The 18,649-nt window shown below is 54.5% G+C and carries 21 protein-coding genes; 12 read left to right on the top strand and 9 right to left on the bottom strand.

Annotation, left to right across the window (positions count from 1 at the left end; all coding sequences use genetic code 11):
- Positions 1-153 precede the first annotated feature (153 nt).
- The gene (locus tag OQ371_RS04030) at positions 154-3,030 is read right to left on the bottom strand and encodes a PVC-type heme-binding CxxCH protein (RefSeq protein WP_265992501.1); all 2,877 of its coding nucleotides are present in this window, start codon (positions 3,028-3,030) and stop codon (positions 154-156) included.
- Positions 3,031-3,262: 232 nt separating this feature from the next.
- Here OQ371_RS04030 and OQ371_RS04025 point away from each other — a divergent pair, with 232 nt between their 5' ends.
- Together OQ371_RS04025 and OQ371_RS04020 are read left to right on the top strand one after the other, a co-directional pair.
- A complete protein-coding gene (locus tag OQ371_RS04025; RefSeq protein ID WP_265992500.1) occupies positions 3,263-4,102 on the top strand; it encodes a fumarylacetoacetate hydrolase family protein in 840 nt (279 codons plus the stop codon).
- Between the two features lie 4 nt (positions 4,103-4,106).
- Positions 4,107-5,633 (top strand): aldehyde dehydrogenase (NADP(+)), encoded by a 1,527-nt coding sequence (locus OQ371_RS04020; protein WP_265992499.1) that lies wholly within the window; start codon positions 4,107-4,109, stop codon positions 5,631-5,633.
- Between the two features lie 74 nt (positions 5,634-5,707).
- Here OQ371_RS04020 and OQ371_RS04015 read toward each other — a convergent pair whose 3' ends face one another.
- Entirely contained in the window at positions 5,708-6,235 is a 528-nt protein-coding gene (locus OQ371_RS04015) for a PAS domain-containing protein (RefSeq protein WP_265992498.1), read from the bottom strand.
- 103 nt (positions 6,236-6,338) lie between these two features.
- Positions 6,339-7,199: a DUF481 domain-containing protein gene (locus tag OQ371_RS04010; RefSeq protein ID WP_265992497.1), complete on the bottom strand. Its 861-nt coding sequence runs from the start codon at positions 7,197-7,199 to the stop codon at positions 6,339-6,341.
- A gap of 113 nt (positions 7,200-7,312) precedes the next feature.
- Between OQ371_RS04010 and OQ371_RS04005 the strand changes: the two genes are divergently transcribed.
- From OQ371_RS04005 to lgt, 7 genes are all read left to right on the top strand, one after another.
- Positions 7,313-8,281: a Kelch repeat-containing protein gene (locus OQ371_RS04005; protein ID WP_265992496.1), complete on the top strand. Its 969-nt coding sequence runs from the start codon at positions 7,313-7,315 to the stop codon at positions 8,279-8,281.
- A 38-nt stretch (positions 8,282-8,319) separates the two neighbouring features.
- Positions 8,320-9,492, top strand: coding sequence for an AIR synthase related protein (locus OQ371_RS04000; RefSeq protein WP_265992495.1), 1,173 nt, complete (start codon positions 8,320-8,322; stop codon positions 9,490-9,492).
- Positions 9,493-9,544: 52 nt separating this feature from the next.
- Entirely contained in the window at positions 9,545-9,934 is a 390-nt protein-coding gene (locus OQ371_RS03995) for a tautomerase family protein (RefSeq protein ID WP_265992494.1), read from the top strand.
- Positions 9,935-9,936: 2 nt separating this feature from the next.
- Complete coding sequence (locus tag OQ371_RS03990) at positions 9,937-10,206, top strand: DUF167 domain-containing protein (protein WP_265992493.1); 270 nt, start codon at positions 9,937-9,939, stop codon at positions 10,204-10,206.
- Positions 10,207-10,272: 66 nt separating this feature from the next.
- Positions 10,273-10,797, top strand: a complete 525-nt coding sequence (locus tag OQ371_RS03985) for an RNA polymerase sigma factor (protein ID WP_265992492.1) — start codon at positions 10,273-10,275, stop codon at positions 10,795-10,797.
- Positions 10,788-10,991, top strand: coding sequence for a hypothetical protein (locus OQ371_RS03980; RefSeq protein WP_265992491.1), 204 nt, complete (start codon positions 10,788-10,790; stop codon positions 10,989-10,991). Before OQ371_RS03985 ends, OQ371_RS03980 begins: the two co-directional genes overlap by 10 nt.
- Positions 10,992-10,993: 2 nt before the next feature.
- Positions 10,994-11,848, top strand: coding sequence for a prolipoprotein diacylglyceryl transferase (lgt, locus tag OQ371_RS03975; RefSeq protein WP_265992490.1), 855 nt, complete (start codon positions 10,994-10,996; stop codon positions 11,846-11,848).
- Between the two features lie 10 nt (positions 11,849-11,858).
- On the opposite strand, the gene OQ371_RS03970 is transcribed toward lgt, so the two are convergent.
- Genes OQ371_RS03970 through OQ371_RS03960 form a run of 3 tightly spaced genes read right to left on the bottom strand, consistent with a single transcriptional unit; the run spans position 11,859 to position 14,322 of the window.
- Entirely contained in the window at positions 11,859-12,416 is a 558-nt protein-coding gene (locus OQ371_RS03970) for a hypothetical protein (RefSeq protein WP_265992489.1), read from the bottom strand.
- Between the two features lie 59 nt (positions 12,417-12,475).
- Entirely contained in the window at positions 12,476-13,717 is a 1,242-nt protein-coding gene (gene fabF, locus OQ371_RS03965; protein WP_265992488.1) for a beta-ketoacyl-ACP synthase II, read from the bottom strand.
- A gap of 50 nt (positions 13,718-13,767) precedes the next feature.
- A complete protein-coding gene (locus tag OQ371_RS03960; protein WP_265992487.1) occupies positions 13,768-14,322 on the bottom strand; it encodes a TetR/AcrR family transcriptional regulator in 555 nt (184 codons plus the stop codon).
- A 225-nt stretch (positions 14,323-14,547) separates the two neighbouring features.
- Here OQ371_RS03960 and hemE point away from each other — a divergent pair, with 225 nt between their 5' ends.
- The 3 genes from hemE (at position 14,548) to OQ371_RS03945 (ending at position 16,422) form a co-directional block, all read left to right on the top strand.
- Positions 14,548-15,582 (top strand): uroporphyrinogen decarboxylase, encoded by a 1,035-nt coding sequence (hemE, locus tag OQ371_RS03955; protein ID WP_265992486.1) that lies wholly within the window; start codon positions 14,548-14,550, stop codon positions 15,580-15,582.
- Complete coding sequence (locus OQ371_RS03950) at positions 15,579-15,815, top strand: hypothetical protein (protein ID WP_265992485.1); 237 nt, start codon at positions 15,579-15,581, stop codon at positions 15,813-15,815. Before hemE ends, OQ371_RS03950 begins: the two co-directional genes overlap by 4 nt.
- 133 nt (positions 15,816-15,948) lie before the next feature.
- A complete protein-coding gene (locus OQ371_RS03945) occupies positions 15,949-16,422 on the top strand; it encodes a low affinity iron permease family protein (RefSeq protein ID WP_265992484.1) in 474 nt (157 codons plus the stop codon).
- A 21-nt stretch (positions 16,423-16,443) separates the two neighbouring features.
- Here the strand turns inward: OQ371_RS03945 and OQ371_RS03940 are convergent, their stop codons facing one another.
- Genes OQ371_RS03940 through OQ371_RS03930 form a run of 3 tightly spaced genes read right to left on the bottom strand, consistent with a single transcriptional unit; the run spans position 16,444 to position 18,580 of the window.
- Positions 16,444-16,884 (bottom strand): GNAT family N-acetyltransferase, encoded by a 441-nt coding sequence (locus OQ371_RS03940; protein ID WP_265992483.1) that lies wholly within the window; start codon positions 16,882-16,884, stop codon positions 16,444-16,446.
- Positions 16,885-16,888: 4 nt separating this feature from the next.
- Positions 16,889-17,893 carry a bifunctional heptose 7-phosphate kinase/heptose 1-phosphate adenyltransferase gene (locus OQ371_RS03935; protein WP_265992482.1) on the bottom strand — a complete coding sequence of 335 codons (1,005 nt, stop codon included), beginning with the start codon at positions 17,891-17,893 and terminating at the stop codon, positions 16,889-16,891.
- Between the two features lie 30 nt (positions 17,894-17,923).
- On the bottom strand, positions 17,924-18,580 hold the full coding sequence (locus OQ371_RS03930) for an SGNH/GDSL hydrolase family protein (RefSeq protein ID WP_265992481.1): 657 nt from the start codon (positions 18,578-18,580) through the stop codon (positions 17,924-17,926).
- Positions 18,581-18,649 lie beyond the last annotated feature (69 nt).

Below are 18,649 nucleotides of genomic sequence, written 5' to 3'. Positions count from 1 at the left end.
TACTAATTTAACACTTTTTACGCACTCTTCCGTTCGAAACGGGCGACCGATTAGCGATAATTTAAAGGCTACGTTTAAACGACATTACTGCGTAGGATGCAGTGAACGTAAAAAGCCGCGGGTACACCTCCGGCTTTTTCGTTCAACTCCGTCTTACTCCTTCAGCGCTTCAGCGAGCACCATCTGGATTTCGTGGTTTTCGTGGGAGTGTTCCCGTTGGCCCACCCGATCATTCAGTTCTTTCAGCAACTTTTTCGCATCGTCGGTGCCAATGGCGGCAATTCGCTGAATCGTGTACGGCAGTTGCTTTGGCAATTTTGATTTCTGGGCCATTTCCAGCGCCCGTTTCATGTCGATAGCCGCCAGGGGTTCGGAGGCATACCAAACCATCAGTGGCAGGTTATGATCCTCTTTATCCGCCGACTTCTGCACGAGGGCATCCAGCACGTCCCACCGCTGGCCCGGTTCCAGCCGCAGCATGGCTGAGGTAAGATAGAGCCGTACCAGGGCCGAGTTGTCGTTCTGGGCCAGAGCCGCAAACCGTTTCAGGGTTTCGGGCGAAACAGACTTGTCTTCGGCCAGCAGCTGAATGGCCCAGCTTCTAACGTATTCGTTCTCATTGCCCAATAAATCCTCCAATTCTTTATCCGTTAGCCCTTTCGTGGCATGAAGCGCCCACAGCGCGCGGAGTTTACGGGTCGCATCCGGATTCTTAGCCAGGATGTCTTTCAGCGCCTTGTGGACCTTCTTGTTCGGGCCGCGTTCCTGCAAAATGATTCGGGCCTGTCGAACGTACCATTCATTGCCGTTCAACTGGTACTCAACCAGTTCTTTGTCCGAAGCTTTCGCCAGATCGACCTGTACCCATTTGTCATTGTCGTACGTAATCTTGAAAATCCGGCCCATCGTTTTATTGTGCACATCCGGATTGGCGCTGTGACACTGGTTTTTGTCGTACCAGTCGATGGCCCAGACCGAGCCGCTGGCATCGTATTTCATATTTAGCCACTGCGACCAGGAATCGTTCATGGCCAGGAAATCCGGCTTGTGCGTAACCATGTAGCCCGAGCCCGCGCGCGTTGGGTGATCCTGGTTCAGCTTGGCGCCGTTGATGTTGTTCATGAAAATATCGTTGCGGTATTCCGGCGGCCAGCTATTGCCGAGGTAAATCATGGCCCCGGCGTGGGCGTGTCCACCACCCGCCGACGCCGAGCGGAAATTTCCGGCATGAGGTCCCCGTTCACCCACCCAGTGAACGTGATCGGCGTGGGTTTTGATGTCGTCGTAGGTGTAGGGGTTGAAGTGATTGCCAGCCTGCCGCTGGTAGCGCCCACCCTGAATCATGTGGTACATGTGCGGAATCACGCAGGCCGTAATAAAAGCATGGCCGTAGTCGTTGAAATCGAGGCCCCAGGGGTTGCTGGTTCCTTCGGCGAAAACTTCAAATTGCCGGGTGGTGGGGTGGTAGCGCCAGACGCCGGCGTTGAGTTTTGTACGCTCCGAATCCGGGGCACCCGGCTTGCCGACGTTCGAATGGGTAAAGACACCGTGGTTGCCGTACAACCAGCCGTCTGGCCCCCAGCGCAGGCTGTTCAGGGTTTCGTGCGTGTCGTGCGTTCCCCAGCCGTCGAGTAGTTTTTGAGTCGGTCCCGACGGTTTGTCGTTTCTGAAATCAGCGGGAATAAAAAGCAGGTAGGGGGCCGCACCTAGCCACACACCGCCCAGGCCGACCTCAATTCCGCTAACCAGATTCAGCCCCTCCGCAAAGATCTTTTTCTTGTCCAGCGTGCCGTCGCCGTTCGTGTCTTCAAAAATCAGAACACGGTCCCGACCCTGTCCTTCCGGTGCCGGAACGGGATAGGTGTGCGACTCTACCACCCAAAGCCGGCTGCGCGAATCGATGGTGAAACAGATGGGCTTCACGATCTCCGGTTCGGCGGCTGCCAGCGTGATTTTAAAGCCTTTGGGCAGCGTCATGGCTTTGGCCGCTTCAACACCCGAAAGACCGGCATTCAGGACCGGGTCCAGGGGCGGCAGGATGATGATATCTTTCTGCTTTAGTTCATTCGGAAAATTGGGGCGCGTTGCGTAGAACTGAAAATCATCAAAATTGATGTGCGCCCATTTATCGTTTGGAATGTACGGTATCTGCGAAATACCGGTTTCGTTATCAACAATTCGAATAAAAATCTCCTGATTCTGATACGGTTGCAAGTCCACTACGGCGGGTTGCAGCGTGGCCCGGCCCTGACCGGTAATGTGGTAAATCACCTTGTCTGTTCCGGCCTGCACAATCTCCACGCGCGTATCCTGCAAAGCGCCCCCCGACACTTTGAAAGCCGCAAACGGCTGGGTGACTTTAAACGGCGCAGAAGTTAAAGTGCCGGTTTGTTTGTAGTGGGTGGTTCCGCCACTGCTCAGAAAATACTTGCCCTCGAAACCGATGTGCATGTCTTTCTCGTGAACGGGAGATGGGTCATCCTGCGCAAAAAGCGGATTGGCGAAGGCGTCGCCCGTGGCCGTCCAGTCTTTTAACGTACCCGTTTCAAAATTCAGGTTCAGGGGCCGACCGTCTTTCGCGGGCAATTGCCCGGCGATCGTCGCGTCCGAAATCGGTCCTTCGACGACTTCAAAATTACCGACCATCCCAGCCGCGCGGTGGCCCGGCACCGAGCAGTAGTACGTATCGTTCTGGTCAGCCGTGAACGTAATGCTGGTGCTGGAGCCCTTTTCCAGAATGGTCTTGCTCTTCAGTTTAAGCTTTTCCAGGGTAATATCGTGAGTCATCACCTCGCCGTTGACGATTGTAATCCGGACGCGGTCGCCTTTTTGGGCTTTCAGAGTGGGATTGCGGGCGCCGTCTTTGGAAAAATAGCCCAGCATGGTCGCTTCCAGCTTGTAATCGCGGTCAAACTTGGCAGTATCCTGAAGAATGGCTTTGGGCTTATTTTTAGCAGATTGCGCCGTGCTAGCGCCGGGCATCAAAAGGATGGCAAATAGCAACGCTATGAGCGAGCAGGATTTACACATGAGGCTGAAAATCGTAATTGCTTAGGAATATTTATGTTAAAATTAGGAGAAAATTTATCGCAGTCAAAGGAGTACCTGCCGAAAATCAGGACTGAGTCAGGCCGTCATTTTCGGGCTGGCGATCTAGAAAAGGTTACTTTTGGTTACATTAATTACGGGTACGGCCTGAAAACCTGCGTAAAATTGTCCATTTTTGCGGTTCTTACAGCAACCCTCAACTCCTCAATCTTCCATGAAACTATACCGTACCCGCCAGGGCATTGTTGTTGAACACGAAAACCGCTTCCACCGTGCACCCAGCGACGACTGGGACTACCTCGTTAATCAGGATGATCTGTTCAACTTTCTCCAACAAGAAGTGCCCTCTACCACCGCTTCCGACGAGTTCCGCAGCTGGACCGAAACGCAGTTACTGCCACCGATCAGCCAGCAGGAAATCTGGGCGTCGGGCGTAACGTACCTGCGCAGCCGCAACGCCCGGATGGAAGAGTCGAAAGATGCCGGGGGCGGTGATTTCTACGAACGGGTCTACGACGCCGAGCGCCCTGAATTGTTCTTTAAGTCAACGGCTGCGCGCGCGGTAGGACCGGGCGATGCCGTCCGCATCCGGAAAGATTCGACCTGGAACGTACCCGAGCCGGAACTGACGCTGTTTATTACGTCGACCGGCAAAATCGTGGGCTATACCGTCGGCAACGACATGAGTTCGCGAAGTATTGAGGGCGAAAATCCGCTGTACCTGCCGCAGGCCAAAACCTACGACGGATCGGCGGCCGTCGGGCCGTGCCTTTACGTGCCGGGCGCGCCCATCTCGTCCGATACCGAAATCCGGCTCGAAATCCGGCGGGACGGCCAGCCGGTTTTTGACGAAAAAATTGCCATCAACCGCATGAAGCGGAAGCACGACGAACTGGTTTCTTTCCTGTTTAGCGAAACCACTTTCCCGCACGGGTGTTATTTAATGACCGGCACCGGTATTGTTCCCGGCGATGATTTCACGCTGGAGGCCGGTGACGAAGTGCGTATTTCAATTCAGGGAATCGGTACATTGGTAAATACCGTACAACGTTAAAAGCATGAGTTTTCAAGCCATCAACCCCGCCACCGGTGAAGAATTAGCCGGTGTATTCGAAGAATCAACCCCCGAAGAAGTTGCCCACGCCTGCTGGCAGGCAGCCGCGGCCTTTCACACGTATCGTAAACTTTCCGGTGAAGCCAAAGCCCAGTTACTGGAGCGCATCGCCGACGAAATCATGGCGCTGGGCGACGAACTGCTCGAACGCGCCAATCAGGAAACGGCCCTGCCCCTGGCCCGGCTGACGGGCGAACGCGGCCGGACGATGGGCCAGTTGCGGTTATTTGCTCAATACCTCCGCGAAGGGACCTGGGTGGATGCCCGGATCGACACGGCGCTGCCCGATCGCCAACCGCTGCCCCGCCCGGATTTGCGGCAGATGCTGATTCCGTTGGGGCCGGTCGGTATTTTCGGCGCGAGCAACTTCCCGCTGGCGTTTTCGGTAGCGGGTGGCGACACGGCTTCGGCGCTGGCGGCTGGCTGCCCGGTGGTTGTTAAAGCCCATCCGGCCCACCCGGGTACGTCGGATTTGGTCGGCAAGGCCATTCGGAAAGCCGTGGAAGCCTGCGGGTTGCCGGAAGGTGTCTTCCAGATGGTTCACGGCACGGGGGTGGATGTGGGCATGGCGATTGTCGAAAGCCCGCTGATCAAAGCCATCGGTTTTACGGGGTCGTTCAAGGGCGGAAAAGCGATTTACGATGCCGCCGTCCGCCGTCCGGAACCGATTCCGGTGTACGCCGAAATGGGCAGTACCAACCCGGTGTTTTTTCTGCCCGCCATTCTGAAACAGAAAGGATTGGATCTGGCCAAAGCGTACGTCGACTCTGTGACGCTGGGAGTAGGACAGTTTTGTACTAATCCCGGTTTGGCCATCGTCAAGCAGTCAGACGGGGGGGATGCCTTTATCAGCCAGGCCCGGTTGGCGATGACGCAGGCGCAACCGACGCCCATGCTGACCAAAGGGATCTATCAGGCTTACACAGCTGGCATTGAAAAGCTCAATTCGTATTCGAGCGTTTTAGTGGCCAGCAAGGCCGAGGCCGTCGTGGAAAGCTACGCGTCGGGGCACCCCACGTTGTTGTCGACTACGGCTGATGTGTTGCTGGAAAACCCCGAACTGGCGGAAGAGGTGTTTGGTCCGAGCAGCCTGATGGTTACGGCCGATACGAAAGAAGAAATGCTGTCGGTTGCCAACGGTCTGGAAGGCCATCTGACGGCCACGGTTTTCGGAACGCCTGACGAATTGCTGGAATACGCTGACTTACTGGAGGTGCTGGAACAAAAAGTGGGGCGGGTGCTGATCAACGGTTTCCCGACGGGAGTAGAAGTAAGCCACGCCATGAACCACGGCGGTCCTTATCCGGCCACCACGGATGTTCGCTCGACCTCGGTTGGTACCAACGCCATCCGACGGTTTGCCCGGCCGATTTGTTACCAGAATTTCCCCGATGCCCTGTTGCCTGATGCTTTGAAAGCCGACAACCCGCTGGGAATTTATCGGTTGGTGGACGGGGAGTGGAAAAAATAAAAGAGCCGTATCGCAACCTTATGCGGAACTCCTGACCAAATCGGACGGCCCCGCGTAAGGCTGCGATACGGCTTTTATATTTCTTTTTCCACTGCAATAAAATGGGTGAGTTCGCCCTGTTTCGTCCAGATGGGATCAATTTCGATATCGCAGCGGTACGTTGCTCCATCTTTCCGGTAGTTGATTAACTGCTGCCGGATAGGGCGGGGGCGCGCCTGAAGATGAGCCCGGGACAGGTCGTCCGACAACTGCCGGAGCAGTGCCAGGTCGGTGTCCGGACCCTGCAAAAAGCGGGGCGACTGGCCAATCGCTTCCTGCGGTTTGTAACCTGTCATCGAAAAAAAACGGTCACTTACCCACAAAATGGAGCTGGACCGGTCGGCAATAACGAGCGTATACCCTTTGCTCAGGGCTTTGGCGTAATTCCGCGTTAGTTTCCAGTCAAATGTTTGGGCCAACTTCGCCAATTGTTCCATTTCGCGCCGATGCCGACGTTCCTGGGCCTGATCGAGCAGGAAAAATTCCAGCGAGGCCGCCGGAAAGGACCGAGTCGAGACGGCGGTATGCCGCAAATATTCCGCGTAGGATTGATTTGTCTGCATAAGCTTTTGTGGACAAGTTGACGAAAAGAGAATAATTCATGCGATACCAACTCATAACTAATGAAAGCGCATTAAGATTTGTTTTCGGGAAAATGAGTTCTTCTTATTTCACTTCCAGCACGAGGCCCGTTGTCCACCGAAAGTCGTTGTTTTTCCGACCGACGGCCACCACGCTCTCGTAGGAGTTCTGAACCGTGGTGCGAACGCTGATCAGTGCCGTTAGCCGCATCTGAAACGAAACGCTGCCATTCCACCGCAGGTTGGGCTGGTTGAGGGCCGGTTGCAGAAACACGGTATGGTTGACCGAATACCGTCCATCGTCCCACTGGTACTCCCCAAACACCCGCGTCGAATTTCGTAACACATTGACGTCCTGCACTTCGGCGGTGTTGGTGAGGAAATCTGTATATTCGTACAAAAGCACGTTGGTGACGGACAAATAGGCATTCTTCTGGCTGATGATTTTGTAGCCAACCCCCGCACCGCCGGTGAGCCGGTTCCGGATTTTACGCAGGTTACTGATTTCGGTGGCCCCGAAGCCCAGGTAATAAAACCGCCGTTCGTGGAGGTAACTGGCCCGGAAATCGGCCAGGAACTCGCGCTCATTCAGTTGCTGATTCTGCTGTCCGTAGGCGAAAGTTGGGCTGCTGGCGAATCGAAAAATTTTGCTGACGGCCCAGTCGAACGAACCTCCCACCTGGATGAGCGCCCGGTTGACGTTCCCGGCGGTAACGGTGCCGTCGGCGGTAATTTTGTAGTGAAAACCCCTCGGATCGCTGGCGGCAACGGGGGCGGCTTTGGCGGCTTCTTCCTTTTTAAGACGGGCCGTTGAGTCGGCAGCCGCGGCTGAATCGGCGGGAGCAACGGCTTTTAGTGTGTCCGATTGGGTGGGTTTAACCGTTTGACAGATGCCGTTGAGCGATAAAAACAGGCAAAAAAGGAGGCTGATTTTAAAGTAGGTCATAGGCAAAAATAGGATGGTTTCTTGTCTATAACGCCTGATGCCGTACATTTGACTTCGGATTGTTACCAAAATGATTCAATCGCCCAAGAATCGTTAAAATCAGACCGATTATTATGAACAAGAAACTACTTGCCTGTTCAATCCTGACCGTCTTCGGCCATTCGTGGGTAATGGCTCAATCCTGGCAAACCGTTGCGACCAAAAACGAGTGCGAAAAGCGCCACGAAAACGCAGCCGCCCTCGTGGGCGACAGCCTGTACGCCATCGGCGGGCGGGGGATGAAACCACTGGAAGCCCTGAACCTGAAAACTCTGATGTGGAAAAAACTGCCGACGCCACCGGTGGAAATGAACCACTTCCAGGCCATCAACTACAAAGGCGAGGTTTACGTGATGGGCGCTTTTGAGGGCAAGTATCCGCACGAAACCCCGATTCCCAACATTTATATTTATAGTCCCAAAACCGGTATTTGGCGGAAAGGGCCGGAAATTCCGAAGGACCAACTGCGCGGATCGGCGGGTGTGGTGGTGTATAAGGACAAGATTTACATGGTGTGCGGCATTATCGACGGCCATTACGACGGCCACGTTTCGCGCCTGGATGAGTACGATCCGAAAACCAACACCTGGAAGCAACTGGCCGATGCACCCCGGTCCCGCGACCACATCAGCGCGGCCGTCGTGGGCGACAAAATGTATCTGGCGGGCGGACGCCGGTCGTCGGCCAAAACCGGTAAAGTGATCGACACAACCCTGCCGGAAGTGGATGTGTACGATTTTAAAACCGGAAAGTGGGAAACCCTGCCAGCAGAGAGCAACTTTCCGACCCTGCGGGCGGGCAGCACGGCGATAACAAAAGACAACAAAGTGTGGATCATCGGCGGAGAAAGCGAGCAACTCAAATCGCACAGCGAAGCCGAAATCCTCGATCCCAAAACCAACCGCTGGACATCAGGGCCGAAACTCAACGACGGGCGGCACGGTACGCAGGCAGTGGTGTACAAAAACAGCATTTACATCGTGGCCGGTTCGGCCAATCACGGCGGAGGTCCGGAATTGAATAGTGTTGAAGTTTTGAAATAAATCAACCTGGTAATAAACCGTTATCAGGAATACCTGAAATGAGTCAACCAACTGATCGATACGCACAGCGCGGTGTTTCGGCTTCCAAAGAAGACGTTCACAAAGCCATTGCGAAACTGGATAAGGGGCTGTTCCCCAAGGCGTTCTGTAAAATTGTGCCCGACGCCCTGGCGGGTGATCCGGCGTATTGCACCATTATGCACGCCGACGGAGCCGGAACCAAGTCGTCGCTGGCGTACCTGTACTGGAAAGAAACCGGCGATTTGTCGGTCTGGCGGGGTATTGCGCAGGACGCCGTGGTGATGAATACCGACGACCTGATTTGCGTGGGTTCGGTGGGGCCGATGCTGCTGTCGTCGACCATTGGGCGGAACAAAAACCTGATTCCGGGCGAAGTGATTGCCGAAATCATCGAGGGTACCGAGGAAGTTTTGGACATGCTGCGGCAACACGGGATCGACATTGCCAGCACCGGGGGCGAAACCGCCGACGTGGGCGATCTGGTCCGGACGGTAATTGTCGACAGCACGGTGATTGCGCGGATGCGCCGGGCCGATGTGGTCAGCAACGACCGGATTCAGGCCGGGGACGTGATTGTCGGTCTGGCGTCGTTCGGGCAGGCAACGTATGAAAAAACCTACAACGGCGGCATGGGCAGCAATGGCCTGACCTCCGCCCGGCACGACGTGTTGGGGCATTATCTGGCCGACCAATACGCCGAAAGTTTCGACCCCGCCGTAGACCGCAGCCTGGTTTACAGCGGTTCCAAGAGTCTCACCGATCCCGTAGACGGGACGGGCCTGAACGTGGGGCAACTGATTCTCTCGCCCACGCGAACCTACGCGCCCGTAGCCAAAGTGCTGCTGGACGAACTGCGAAGCCAGATTCACGGCATGGTGCATTGCAGCGGAGGAGCCCAGACGAAAGTGCTGCATTTTATTGACGACCTGCACGTTGTGAAAGATAACCTCTTCCCGATTCCGCCCCTGTTCGAGCTGATTCAGAAGGAAAGCGGCACGCACTGGCAGGAAATGTACAAAGTGTTCAACATGGGCCACCGGCTCGAAATCTACCTGCCCGAGCAGCACGCCCAGCGGGTGATCGACATTGCCGCCCAGTTTGGTATTGAAGGAAAAGTCATTGGCCACGTCGAAGCGTTTGAAGGCAAGCGGGTGACGGTGCAAAGCGAAGTTGGCACGTTCATTTATTAAGTCTGAAAAGCCGTCTTCTTTAAGCTAATTTCTGTTTTCTCCTGTCTATCGAATGAGTCAGGTCAAGATTTACGGGGTTAAGGAGCCGCTGCGGGCGATTCGGGACCGTTTGTCGGACGTGATTCACGCGTGCGTGGTGGAAGCGCTCCACTTTCCGCCAAACAAACGGGCTCACCGATTTCTGTACCTGGAAGCGGAGGATTTTTTCATGCCCGAAGGGCGCTCGGAAAAATACGTGATCATTGAGGTATTGATGATGGAGGGCCGGACCGTGGAGACCAAAAAGAAGCTGATCAACCTGCTCTTTGAACGCATCAGCGCGCAGATTGGCCTGTCGGTAAACGACATTGAAATCTGTATCCTGGAAAGCCCCGCCCACAACTGGGGTTTCCGGGGCAAGACGGGTGATGAAGCCTCCCTGACCTACCCGATTAACGTATAATCATGGTGCTTCACATCAAGGTCAAACCCGGCAGCAAAGTGGATAAACTCCTCTACGACGCTTCCGGCCAATTGAACGTTAAAATTAAGGCCCCGTCCCAGGACGGGAAAGCAAACGCTTATCTGGTGGAGTACCTGGCGCGCCAGTTCGGCGTTGCCAAATCGGCGGTTGAGATCGTTTCCGGTTTTACCAATCCGCACAAAAAGCTGACCATTAACGCCGATGAGGACATCGTCAGGAAAATTCTGGTGAATCTGGAAGGGTGCCGGTAGAAAATAGCCCGCCGAAAATTTTTTGGTGCCGGTGTGACTTTTCCCGGCTTTGAGCAACTAATTGGCTTGAAATCCAGTCGTACTTCAGTCGTGGCCCGGGAATCGTTACAAAAAGAGTTTGCGCACCTCATCGCGCATCATCAAAAGTTGCTGCACAGCCTTTGCAGCCTGTATTATCCGTTGCCGGAAGATCGACAGGATCTTTTTCAGGAGATCGTACTCCAACTCTGGAAGGCTTACCCCTCGTTTAAACATCAGTCGAAAATCAGCACCTGGATGTACCGGGTGGCGATGAACACGGTATTCGCCCGGATTCGGAAGGAAAAAACGCGCCCCAAAAGCGAGTCATTTTCCGAACGGACCTTTCAAGTGGCGGACTCGGACGGCGAACTTACGCAGACAACGCAGGAGTTGTACCAGGCCATCAGCCAGCTCTCCGACGTTGACAAGGCCATCATTATGCTTTATCTGGACGAACACACCTACGAAGAGATGGCGCATATTCTGGAAATGAGCCGCACAAACATCAGCACCCGAATCAATCGAATTAAAATCCAACTCGGCAAACTGTTAAAGAAAGAATGGCAATGAATACCGATGAATTAAAACCGTTGTGGAGGGCCTACCGGGAACGGATAGGAGCGGAGTCGCAATGGCACGAAGAGGAACTGCTGGAATTGGTTAAAACCGTAACGCCCGCCGATCCGTGGTACAAAATGCACCGGCACGCCCTCCTTAATTTTTGCGTGAGCTGCCTGTTACTGGGCATTACATCCGGTTGTTGATCATGAACACGATACTGGGTTTTATCATTTGGGATGTGGCTCCCGAAATCGCAACGCTGAAACTCTTCGGTCTGGAAATACCGATTAACTGGTACAGTCTGTTGTTCGCGGGCGGCTTTCTGGGGGGGCAGCAACTGATGGCGCACGTCTACAAACGGGATCACAAACCCGTTGCCGATGTGGATTTGCTGATGCTGTACCTGGTCGTTGCGACCGTTGTGGGCGCCCGGCTGGGCCATTACCTATTTTACGAGTGGGAATTGCTGCTTGCCGATCCCGGTCAGTGGGTGAAGTCCATGCTCAGTCTGCCGTTCCGCGGACTGGCCAGTCATGGCGCAACCCTTACGCTGCTAGGGGCTTTGTACCTGTTCAGTCGGCAGCGGACCGATCAGCCGTTTCTGTGGGTGCTCGACCGGGTTGTCATAGCCGTCAGCCTGGCCGGGGCGCTGATTCGCCTGGGAAACCTGTTCAATTCCGAGATTTACGGACGCCCGACTGCTTTGCCCTGGGGTTTTGTTTTCGTTCGGGAAACGGACCCGGCTCTACTGCCTCTGGTTCCGCGCCATCCAACCCAGCTTTACGAGTCGCTCTTTTGCCTGTTTCTGCTGGGACTAACATTCTATTTATGGCAACGCAAACGCCATCAGATCGCCGATGGCCTGATCGCCGGTCTGTTTCTGGTGCTGCTCTTCAGCTTCCGGTTTTTAGTGGAATTTTTAAAAGCGAATCAGGAAGGCTTCGAGAATAGCATCGCCTTGAATATGGGGCAGATTCTGAGCATTCCGGCCATACTGACCGGCTTGATTATTCTGATCAGCATCCGGAGAAACCGACCGGTTTCGATAGCAAAGGCCTGACACCGCCGGTTTACGGGTTCCAGTGGCGGGATAATCCAATCTGTCGGGCATACAATCCCGGTCCGCGCGTGTGGATGAAATCCAGCGCCTGGTTGACATCGGTTTCAAACTCGATGTAGTAATCCGAATCGATCTTCTGAAGTTTCTTCAGAATCGACTCCGCTTTCTTGGCGACAAACGCGCACGAATTCTGGTTGTGGTGGTTTAAATGGGCGAACTGGCTCGGCTGTGTCGCAAAAAAAGCCGTCAGCAGGTACAGATTCAGTTCAACTTCGCCGTATTTGTCTTTGGTAATCTTGACGTGATGGGTCACGGCCGACGCCAGCGAGCGCATGGCCTTCAGCATCCAGCCGTCGGGGTGGTTGTAATGACCATTGGCCGTCTGGGCAATCTTCTCTTTCAATTCCTGCCGCCGTTCTTCGGTCGTGGTTTCGCCTTCGATCAAGACAAAATGCAGCCGTTCGACCAGGTCCTTGTCTTTGGCGATGAGCCGCAACAGCAGCTTGTCCTTTTCGTTCGACGGTAATTTCAGAATCTCTTTTTTGAGGTCTTTTTCGATGGCAGGCATTTCCTAAGATTTCCAAATTTTACCAAAATTAGGAAATCTTAGGAGATCATTCTAACGACTTACACCCGCTGAAAGGCTACGATGGCGTTGTGTCCACCAAATCCAAAGGTGTTGCTCATCACCACGTCCACCGGTTTCTGAACCGCTGCGTTCGGTGTCAGATTCAGATTCGGGCTGATGCGTTCGTCGCGGTTTTGCAGGTTAATCGTCGGCGGAACGGTGTTGTGCTGGATTGCCAGGATACCGGCAACGGCTTCGATGGCCCCGGCAGCTCCGAGCAAGTGGCCCGTCATGGACTTGGTAGCGCTCAGGTGCAGCCGTTCGGGGCTTTCACCAAATACTTTCTGTATGGCCTGCGCTTCGCTCAGGTCACCGATAGGCGTGGAGGTCGCGTGAACGTTCAGGTAGTCTACTTCTTCCGGTTTCAGGTTGGCTTCGCGCAGGGCTTCGGTCATGGCCAGTGTGGCCCCCAGTCCTTCGGGGTGCGTGGCCGTCATGTGGTAGGCGTCCGCCGTGGCACCCGTACCCACCAGTTCCGCGTAGATTTTGGCCCCCCGGGCTTTGGCGTGTTCGTATTCTTCCAGCACGATGGCGGCTGCCCCCTCGCCCAGCACAAAGCCGTCGCGGTCGGCGTCGAACGGGCGGGAGGCCGTTGCCGGATCGTCGTTGCGCTCCGACAGGGCTTTCATCGCATTGAAACCGCCCACGGCCACTTCCGTTACGACGGCTTCCGACCCCCCGGCGATGATGGCGTCGGCTTTCCCCAGCCGGATGTAGTTGAACGCGTCGATCAGCGCGTGGGTTGCCGACGCGCAGGCCGAAACCGGCGCAAAGTTGACACCCCGGAACCCGTACCGGATCGAGATCAGACCGGAGGCCATGTTGGCAATCATTTTCGTGATGAAGAATGGGTTGAAGCGCGGGTTGCGGTTGTTGGCACCGTAGGCAATCACCTCTTCCTGGAAGCTGTACATCCCGCCAATGCCCGACGCCCAGATTACGCCCACGCGATTCGGGTCTACCTTGTCGTCAACCAGAGCCGCGTCCTTTACGGCTTCGTCGGCCACCACCAGGGCATACTGGCTGTATTCGTCCATCTTGCGGGCTTCTTTCTTGTCGAAAAACTGGAGCGGATCGAAGCCTTTTACCTCGCAGGCAAACTTGGTTTTGAAGTGAGCAGGATCAAATTTGGTGATCAGGGCGGCCCCGCTGCGGCCTTGTACCAGCCCGTTCCAGTATTCTTCTACGGTATTTCCAATCGGCGTCAGGGCGCCCAATCCCGTTACAACAACTCGTTTCATTTGGCAGGACGGTTTGAAAGCCGTCGTTGTGGTATAGATAAAAATTAAAATTACAAGCGTTCAACGGCCCGGTTGCGGCAATCGGTCAGCAGTTGCGCCTGGCCGAACAACTTGACCAGCAACAGCGAACCCTGGATTTCGGCGGTGGCCTGCTGCGCCAGCTCCCGCGCCTTGTCCTCCGGGTGGTGGGTTTGGTAAATGTGCGCCAGCGCATTCATGGCGCTGTTGAAATGGGCGCGTAACGGTTCCTTAAATTCTTCGGTTACCAACGCCGTTTCCAGAACCGTATTGCCCATCAGACACCCCCCTTCCGACCGCATAACACCGTTGAACAGGGCACTCAGCAACTGGTCCAGACGCTGCCCGGGCGGTTTGGTTTCGTCGTAGGCGATTGAAAATAGGTGCTTTTCGTTCAGGTCGACGGCGCGCTGGAGTACTTCTTTCATCAACACTTCTTTGCTGCGAAAGTAGTGATAGAAACTACCTTTCAGCAACCCGCAGGCCCGCGCCAGATCATCCATCGTGGTCCGGTGGTAGCCCTGCCGCTTGAATACCAGCATCGACTTTTCCAAAATCTCATCCCGTGTGACTTTCTGGGTTGGCATGGCGTAAAAGTAACAGGCCCAAATCAATTTACCAAACGTTTGTTTGGTAAATTAGCTAAACTGGAGTCATATAGCTATTGGCGTGCAGGACCGACGGCTCCAAGCCGGAGGAAAACCGGCGGCAAGATGACTGATGCCTTTCGTCTACGGGTTCATCCTCAATCTCCGCTCAGATAGTTAATCCCTGAATCCGTGTAATCCGTTCCGACGAATTATCTTTGCAGCATGACTTTACAAAATGACTTGTTGCTGCGGGCAGCCCGTGGCGAAAACGTAGAACGCGTTCCCATCTGGTTGATGCGGCAAGCGGGCCGGATTCTGGCTGAATACCGGGCTGTGCGTGAACAAGCCGGTAGCTTTATCAAACTGGCGACCACACCGGAGCTGGCAGCCGAGGTGACCATTCAACCGGTTGATATTCTGGGCGTTGATGCCGCCATTATTTTTTCAGACATTCTCGTGGTGCCGGAAGCGATGGGGCTACCCTACGAAATGGTGGAGCAGCGGGGGCCGGTTTTTCCGCAAACCGTACGGACGCAGCAGCAACTGGAGCGCATCAAAGTTGCCGACGCCGAAAGCGATCTGGCGTATGTTCTGGAAGCCATCCGGATCGTGAAAAAAGAGCTGAACGGCCGGGTGCCGCTGATCGGTTTTGCCGGAGCGCCGTTCACGATTTTCTGTTACATGACCGAAGGCCGGGGCTCCAAAACGTTTTCTGTTGCCAAAAAACTGCTGTACGCTGATCCGGCGTTTTCGCACGCGCTGCTTCAGAAGATTACCGATAGCACCATTGAATACCTGAAAGCGCAGGTCCGCGCGGGAGCCGATCTGGTGCAGATTTTTGATTCCTGGGCCGGTATCCTGTCGCCCGATCAATACCGTACGTTTTCGTTGCCGTACATCCGGCAGATTTGCGACGCCGTTGCGGAAGCCACGGGCGTACCAATTACGGTTTTTGCCAAGGGTGCTTTTTTTGCCCGTCAGGAAATTGGTCAGTTAAACTGCTCGGTGGTGGGGCTGGACTGGAACATGGACGCGGCCGAATCGCGGCAGTTAATCCCGGGCAAGACGTTGCAGGGCAACCTGGACCCGTGTGTGCTCTACGCCGATTACGATCAGATCAAAGCCGAAGTGAAGAAGATGCTGCAAGCCTTCGGAACACAGCGGTATATTGCTAATCTGGGCCACGGGGTGTATCCCGATACGGACCCGGAAAAGGTAAAGTACTTTATTCAAACCGTTAAAGAATACACGGTATGAGCGGGACGGCAAAAAAAGTGGAAGCGATATACAACCGGCACGCCGAAGCAGAAATCAGTTATTTTGACACGCCGGAAGAAGCCATTCAGTTTCTGGAACAGGGGCTGGAGGCCAAAGAAATTCAGCCCGTCGCGGTGATTGCCAACTACAAAGTGGTTTGGCGGCACCACAACAACCGGGGTAAGGCCTATACGGACGATTACATCAAAGAAACGCGCAAAAAGGCTCTGTAACAGGGGGTTACTCTTGTCTTTTAAACAAAATACACACGGTTAAGGTATATCAACAGAAGTTTGAATCACGTGCACGTTTGGAGACCATTCCGGTGGCCCCCGACGCTTTTCAACCTGTTTAACCTTACCGTGTATGAAGCAGTATAGTTCAAAAGGCTCGAATGGCAAAGGCTTTTTTGAGCGTTTCTCGACCGGAGTTGCGAAAGCCACCGGATCTTCGCTGGCGTTTGTGAGCGCCCTGAGCGCGGTTCTCTTATGGGCATTGTGCGGCCCGTTCTTCGGCTTTTCCGAAGACTGGCAGTTGGTCATCAACACGGGTACCACCATCGTTACGTTTCTGATGGTTTTTGTTATTCAGAAAGCGCAGAACAAGGAGTCCCTGTCGGTGCAGTTAAAGCTGAACGAACTGATTGCGGCCACCAAAGGAGCTAGCAACCGCCTGATCGACAGCGAAGATCTGAGCGAAGAAGAGCTTGCGATTCTCTACCAGCACTATTGCACGATGGCTGAGGTAACCAAACGGGCCAGCGACCTGCGCAAGTCGCACTCCATTGAGGAAGCGATCAAAGAAACAAAGGAAAAACTCAAGGAAGAAGGCAACGCCTAGACGACATGAACGGCGGGAATCTTACTGCCGAATGGCACTGTCGTCGAATTTTTCCATAATGGTTTCCGGTTTAGTAAGTTCCGTGAAACCGAATTGCCGGTAAAGGCCGTGGGCATCGCGGGTGGCCAGCAGCCAGCGCCGGATCACCTGAAGCTCGGGGTGGCTCATGATGGTTGCCATGAGCCACTTCGAGAGTCCCTGGCCGCGGTACGCTTCCAGCACGAACACGTTGCCTAGGTAAGCAAACGAAGTGTAGTTGGTGAGCACCTGCGCGTAGCCAATCTGTTGGTCCTCATCGTAGAGACCGAAATTCAGCGTGGAATGATCAATCTGTTTTTGCAGGGTTTCCCGGCTGATGCCGGTTGCCCAGTAAGATTGGTTCGTTAGAAAGTCGTGAATAACATCGAACTGGAGTCGTGCCGGATCAGTTGAGATGGTGTAGCGGTCTCGTTGTACGTCCATTCTTTTACAGCAAGTTTTTCTCAACGGCTTCCTCGTGCAGCCGCTGTTTATCAATAGGAACCACCCCGAGCGATTCGCAGACCAGTCCACCCGCGAGGTTCGACAAACCGGCGATGAAGCGGGGTGGCAAACCGAGGGCTACGCAACAGGCCGCCACGCTGATGACGGTATCGCCCGCACCGGATACGTCCGAAATCTGGCGAACGTGCGCCGGGCAACGGTGTGTTTCGCCCCGAAAGTCAATGAAAACGCCCCGTTCGGAAAGGGTAATCAAGGCCCCCTGAATGCTCAGCCGGGATTTTAGCTGGTCGATAGCGTCCTGCAGGGCACCCGCCTGGCTGACATCGAAATCAATCTTCAGCCCTTCTTTCAGTTCCTTCAGATTGGGTTTGAAAAGCGTCGTGTGGTGGTAGGCCAGAAAATTGCGCTTTTTCGGATCAACTACCGTGGGGACGCCCTGCTCGTTGGCAAAAGCCGTGATGTCGGCAATGGCTTCCGGGCTCAGAACCCCTTTGTCGTAATCTTGGAAAATAACCACCTGACACGTCGGAATCAGTTCTTTTACTTTATCAATGAGCAGTTTGCGTTCCTGATCAGTAATGGTTTTATCGGTTTCGGTATCCACCCGCACCACCTGCTGCGAACCGGCCATGATCCGTTCTTTGATAGTGGTGATGCGCGCACCGCTCCGAATTAACCCGTCGCAGGTAAGGCCCCGCTCTTCCAGCTGGCCAACCAGCCGGTCGCCGGGTTCGTCGGTACCGATTACCGAGCAGATAATGGGTTCGGCACCCAGTGCCTGAACGTTCAGGATGACGTTACCGGCTCCCCCCAGCCGAACTTCCCGCCGTTGGACGGTAACGACGGGCACCGGCGCTTCCGGCGAAATCCGCTCGACCCGGCCCCATACGTAGGAATCGAGCATAACGTCGCCAACGATCAGCACGCGGAGCGAATTAAACGCTTCGAAAATTTCTTGGATCGATGTGGTCTTGACCGTTTGGGTCATATGGGAAAAATGGTTGTCAGTAAATACCGTTTATTTTAACAGCGGTTTAAGCTTTTCGGTCCAGACTTCGTACCCTTTCGGGGTCATATGTAAGCTATCGGCCCGAAACAGTTCACCCCGAATCCGCCCGTTGGCGTCGAGCATGGGAGTGTAAACGTCCAGATAGTCCGTCCGCGACTGCTTCGCCAGGTAGTCTTTGATCAGTTTGTTAGCCTCCTGGGTAATCGGCAGGTACTTCCGGCGCGACGGGCTGGGCTTCATCGAAATAAAGACAATCGGCGTTTTAGGCAACGACTTCCGGATTTTGGTAAACAGCGTGACAAAACGGTCGCGCACTTCCTGGGCCGTTACGGTTCCGCTGGCCACGTCGTTTTCACCCACGTAAATAACGATTTGTTTGGGTTTATAGGGAATGATGGCGCGGTCGGCAAAATGAACTACATCGGGCAGCGTGGAGCCGCCAAAGCCCCGGTTTAGCACCACCTTGTCCGGAAAATCCGTCTTGAGGCTTTCCCAGAGCCGGATGGACGAGCTGCCCGTAAACAGAATGGCATCCTTCGGGGGAGCAGCCTTTTTGTCCTGCTCCTCAAACGCTTTGATCTCATTTTCAAACGGAACGGGTTGTTGCGCCAGGGCAATGGATTGAATGGCAAAGGCCAGCAGGAAGTAGAACGAAATTTTTCTCATGGAAATCGTAAGGTATCGGGCGAAATCGGGTTTGTTGTCGGTCACAGCGGTTAAAACCTTGCGTGGATG

Origin of the sequence: Larkinella insperata, assembly GCF_026248825.1 — a bacterium.
GTDB lineage: Bacteria > Bacteroidota > Bacteroidia > Cytophagales > Spirosomataceae > Larkinella > Larkinella insperata.
The sequence above is the reverse complement of the archived record's forward strand: the minus strand, read 5'-3'. Positions and strand labels throughout refer to the sequence as shown.

Bases quoted from the DNA above. Each gene is read 5' to 3' on its own strand.
- OQ371_RS03930 (WP_265992481.1), bottom strand. From the start codon at position 18,580: ATGAGAAAAATTTCGTTCTACTTCCTGCTGGCCTTTGCCATTCAATCC.
- lgt (WP_265992490.1), top strand. From the start codon at position 10,994: ATGAACACGATACTGGGTTTTATCATTTGGGATGTGGCTCCCGAAATC.
- OQ371_RS04000 (WP_265992495.1), top strand. From the start codon at position 8,320: ATGAGTCAACCAACTGATCGATACGCACAGCGCGGTGTTTCGGCTTCC.
- OQ371_RS03995 (WP_265992494.1), top strand. From the start codon at position 9,545: ATGAGTCAGGTCAAGATTTACGGGGTTAAGGAGCCGCTGCGGGCGATT.
- OQ371_RS03945 (WP_265992484.1), top strand. From the start codon at position 15,949: ATGAAGCAGTATAGTTCAAAAGGCTCGAATGGCAAAGGCTTTTTTGAG.
- OQ371_RS03940 (WP_265992483.1), bottom strand. From the start codon at position 16,884: ATGGACGTACAACGAGACCGCTACACCATCTCAACTGATCCGGCACGA.
- OQ371_RS03990 (WP_265992493.1), top strand. From the start codon at position 9,937: ATGGTGCTTCACATCAAGGTCAAACCCGGCAGCAAAGTGGATAAACTC.
- OQ371_RS04030 (WP_265992501.1), bottom strand. From the start codon at position 3,030: ATGTGTAAATCCTGCTCGCTCATAGCGTTGCTATTTGCCATCCTTTTG.
- hemE (WP_265992486.1), top strand. From the start codon at position 14,548: ATGACTTTACAAAATGACTTGTTGCTGCGGGCAGCCCGTGGCGAAAAC.
- OQ371_RS03960 (WP_265992487.1), bottom strand. From the start codon at position 14,322: ATGCCAACCCAGAAAGTCACACGGGATGAGATTTTGGAAAAGTCGATG.
- OQ371_RS04020 (WP_265992499.1), top strand. From the start codon at position 4,107: ATGAGTTTTCAAGCCATCAACCCCGCCACCGGTGAAGAATTAGCCGGT.
- OQ371_RS03970 (WP_265992489.1), bottom strand. From the start codon at position 12,416: ATGCCTGCCATCGAAAAAGACCTCAAAAAAGAGATTCTGAAATTACCG.
- OQ371_RS03935 (WP_265992482.1), bottom strand. From the start codon at position 17,893: ATGACCCAAACGGTCAAGACCACATCGATCCAAGAAATTTTCGAAGCG.
- OQ371_RS04015 (WP_265992498.1), bottom strand. From the start codon at position 6,235: ATGCAGACAAATCAATCCTACGCGGAATATTTGCGGCATACCGCCGTC.
- OQ371_RS04010 (WP_265992497.1), bottom strand. From the start codon at position 7,199: ATGACCTACTTTAAAATCAGCCTCCTTTTTTGCCTGTTTTTATCGCTC.
- OQ371_RS03950 (WP_265992485.1), top strand. From the start codon at position 15,579: ATGAGCGGGACGGCAAAAAAAGTGGAAGCGATATACAACCGGCACGCC.
- OQ371_RS03980 (WP_265992491.1), top strand. From the start codon at position 10,788: ATGGCAATGAATACCGATGAATTAAAACCGTTGTGGAGGGCCTACCGG.
- OQ371_RS04005 (WP_265992496.1), top strand. From the start codon at position 7,313: ATGAACAAGAAACTACTTGCCTGTTCAATCCTGACCGTCTTCGGCCAT.
- OQ371_RS04025 (WP_265992500.1), top strand. From the start codon at position 3,263: ATGAAACTATACCGTACCCGCCAGGGCATTGTTGTTGAACACGAAAAC.
- fabF (WP_265992488.1), bottom strand. From the start codon at position 13,717: ATGAAACGAGTTGTTGTAACGGGATTGGGCGCCCTGACGCCGATTGGA.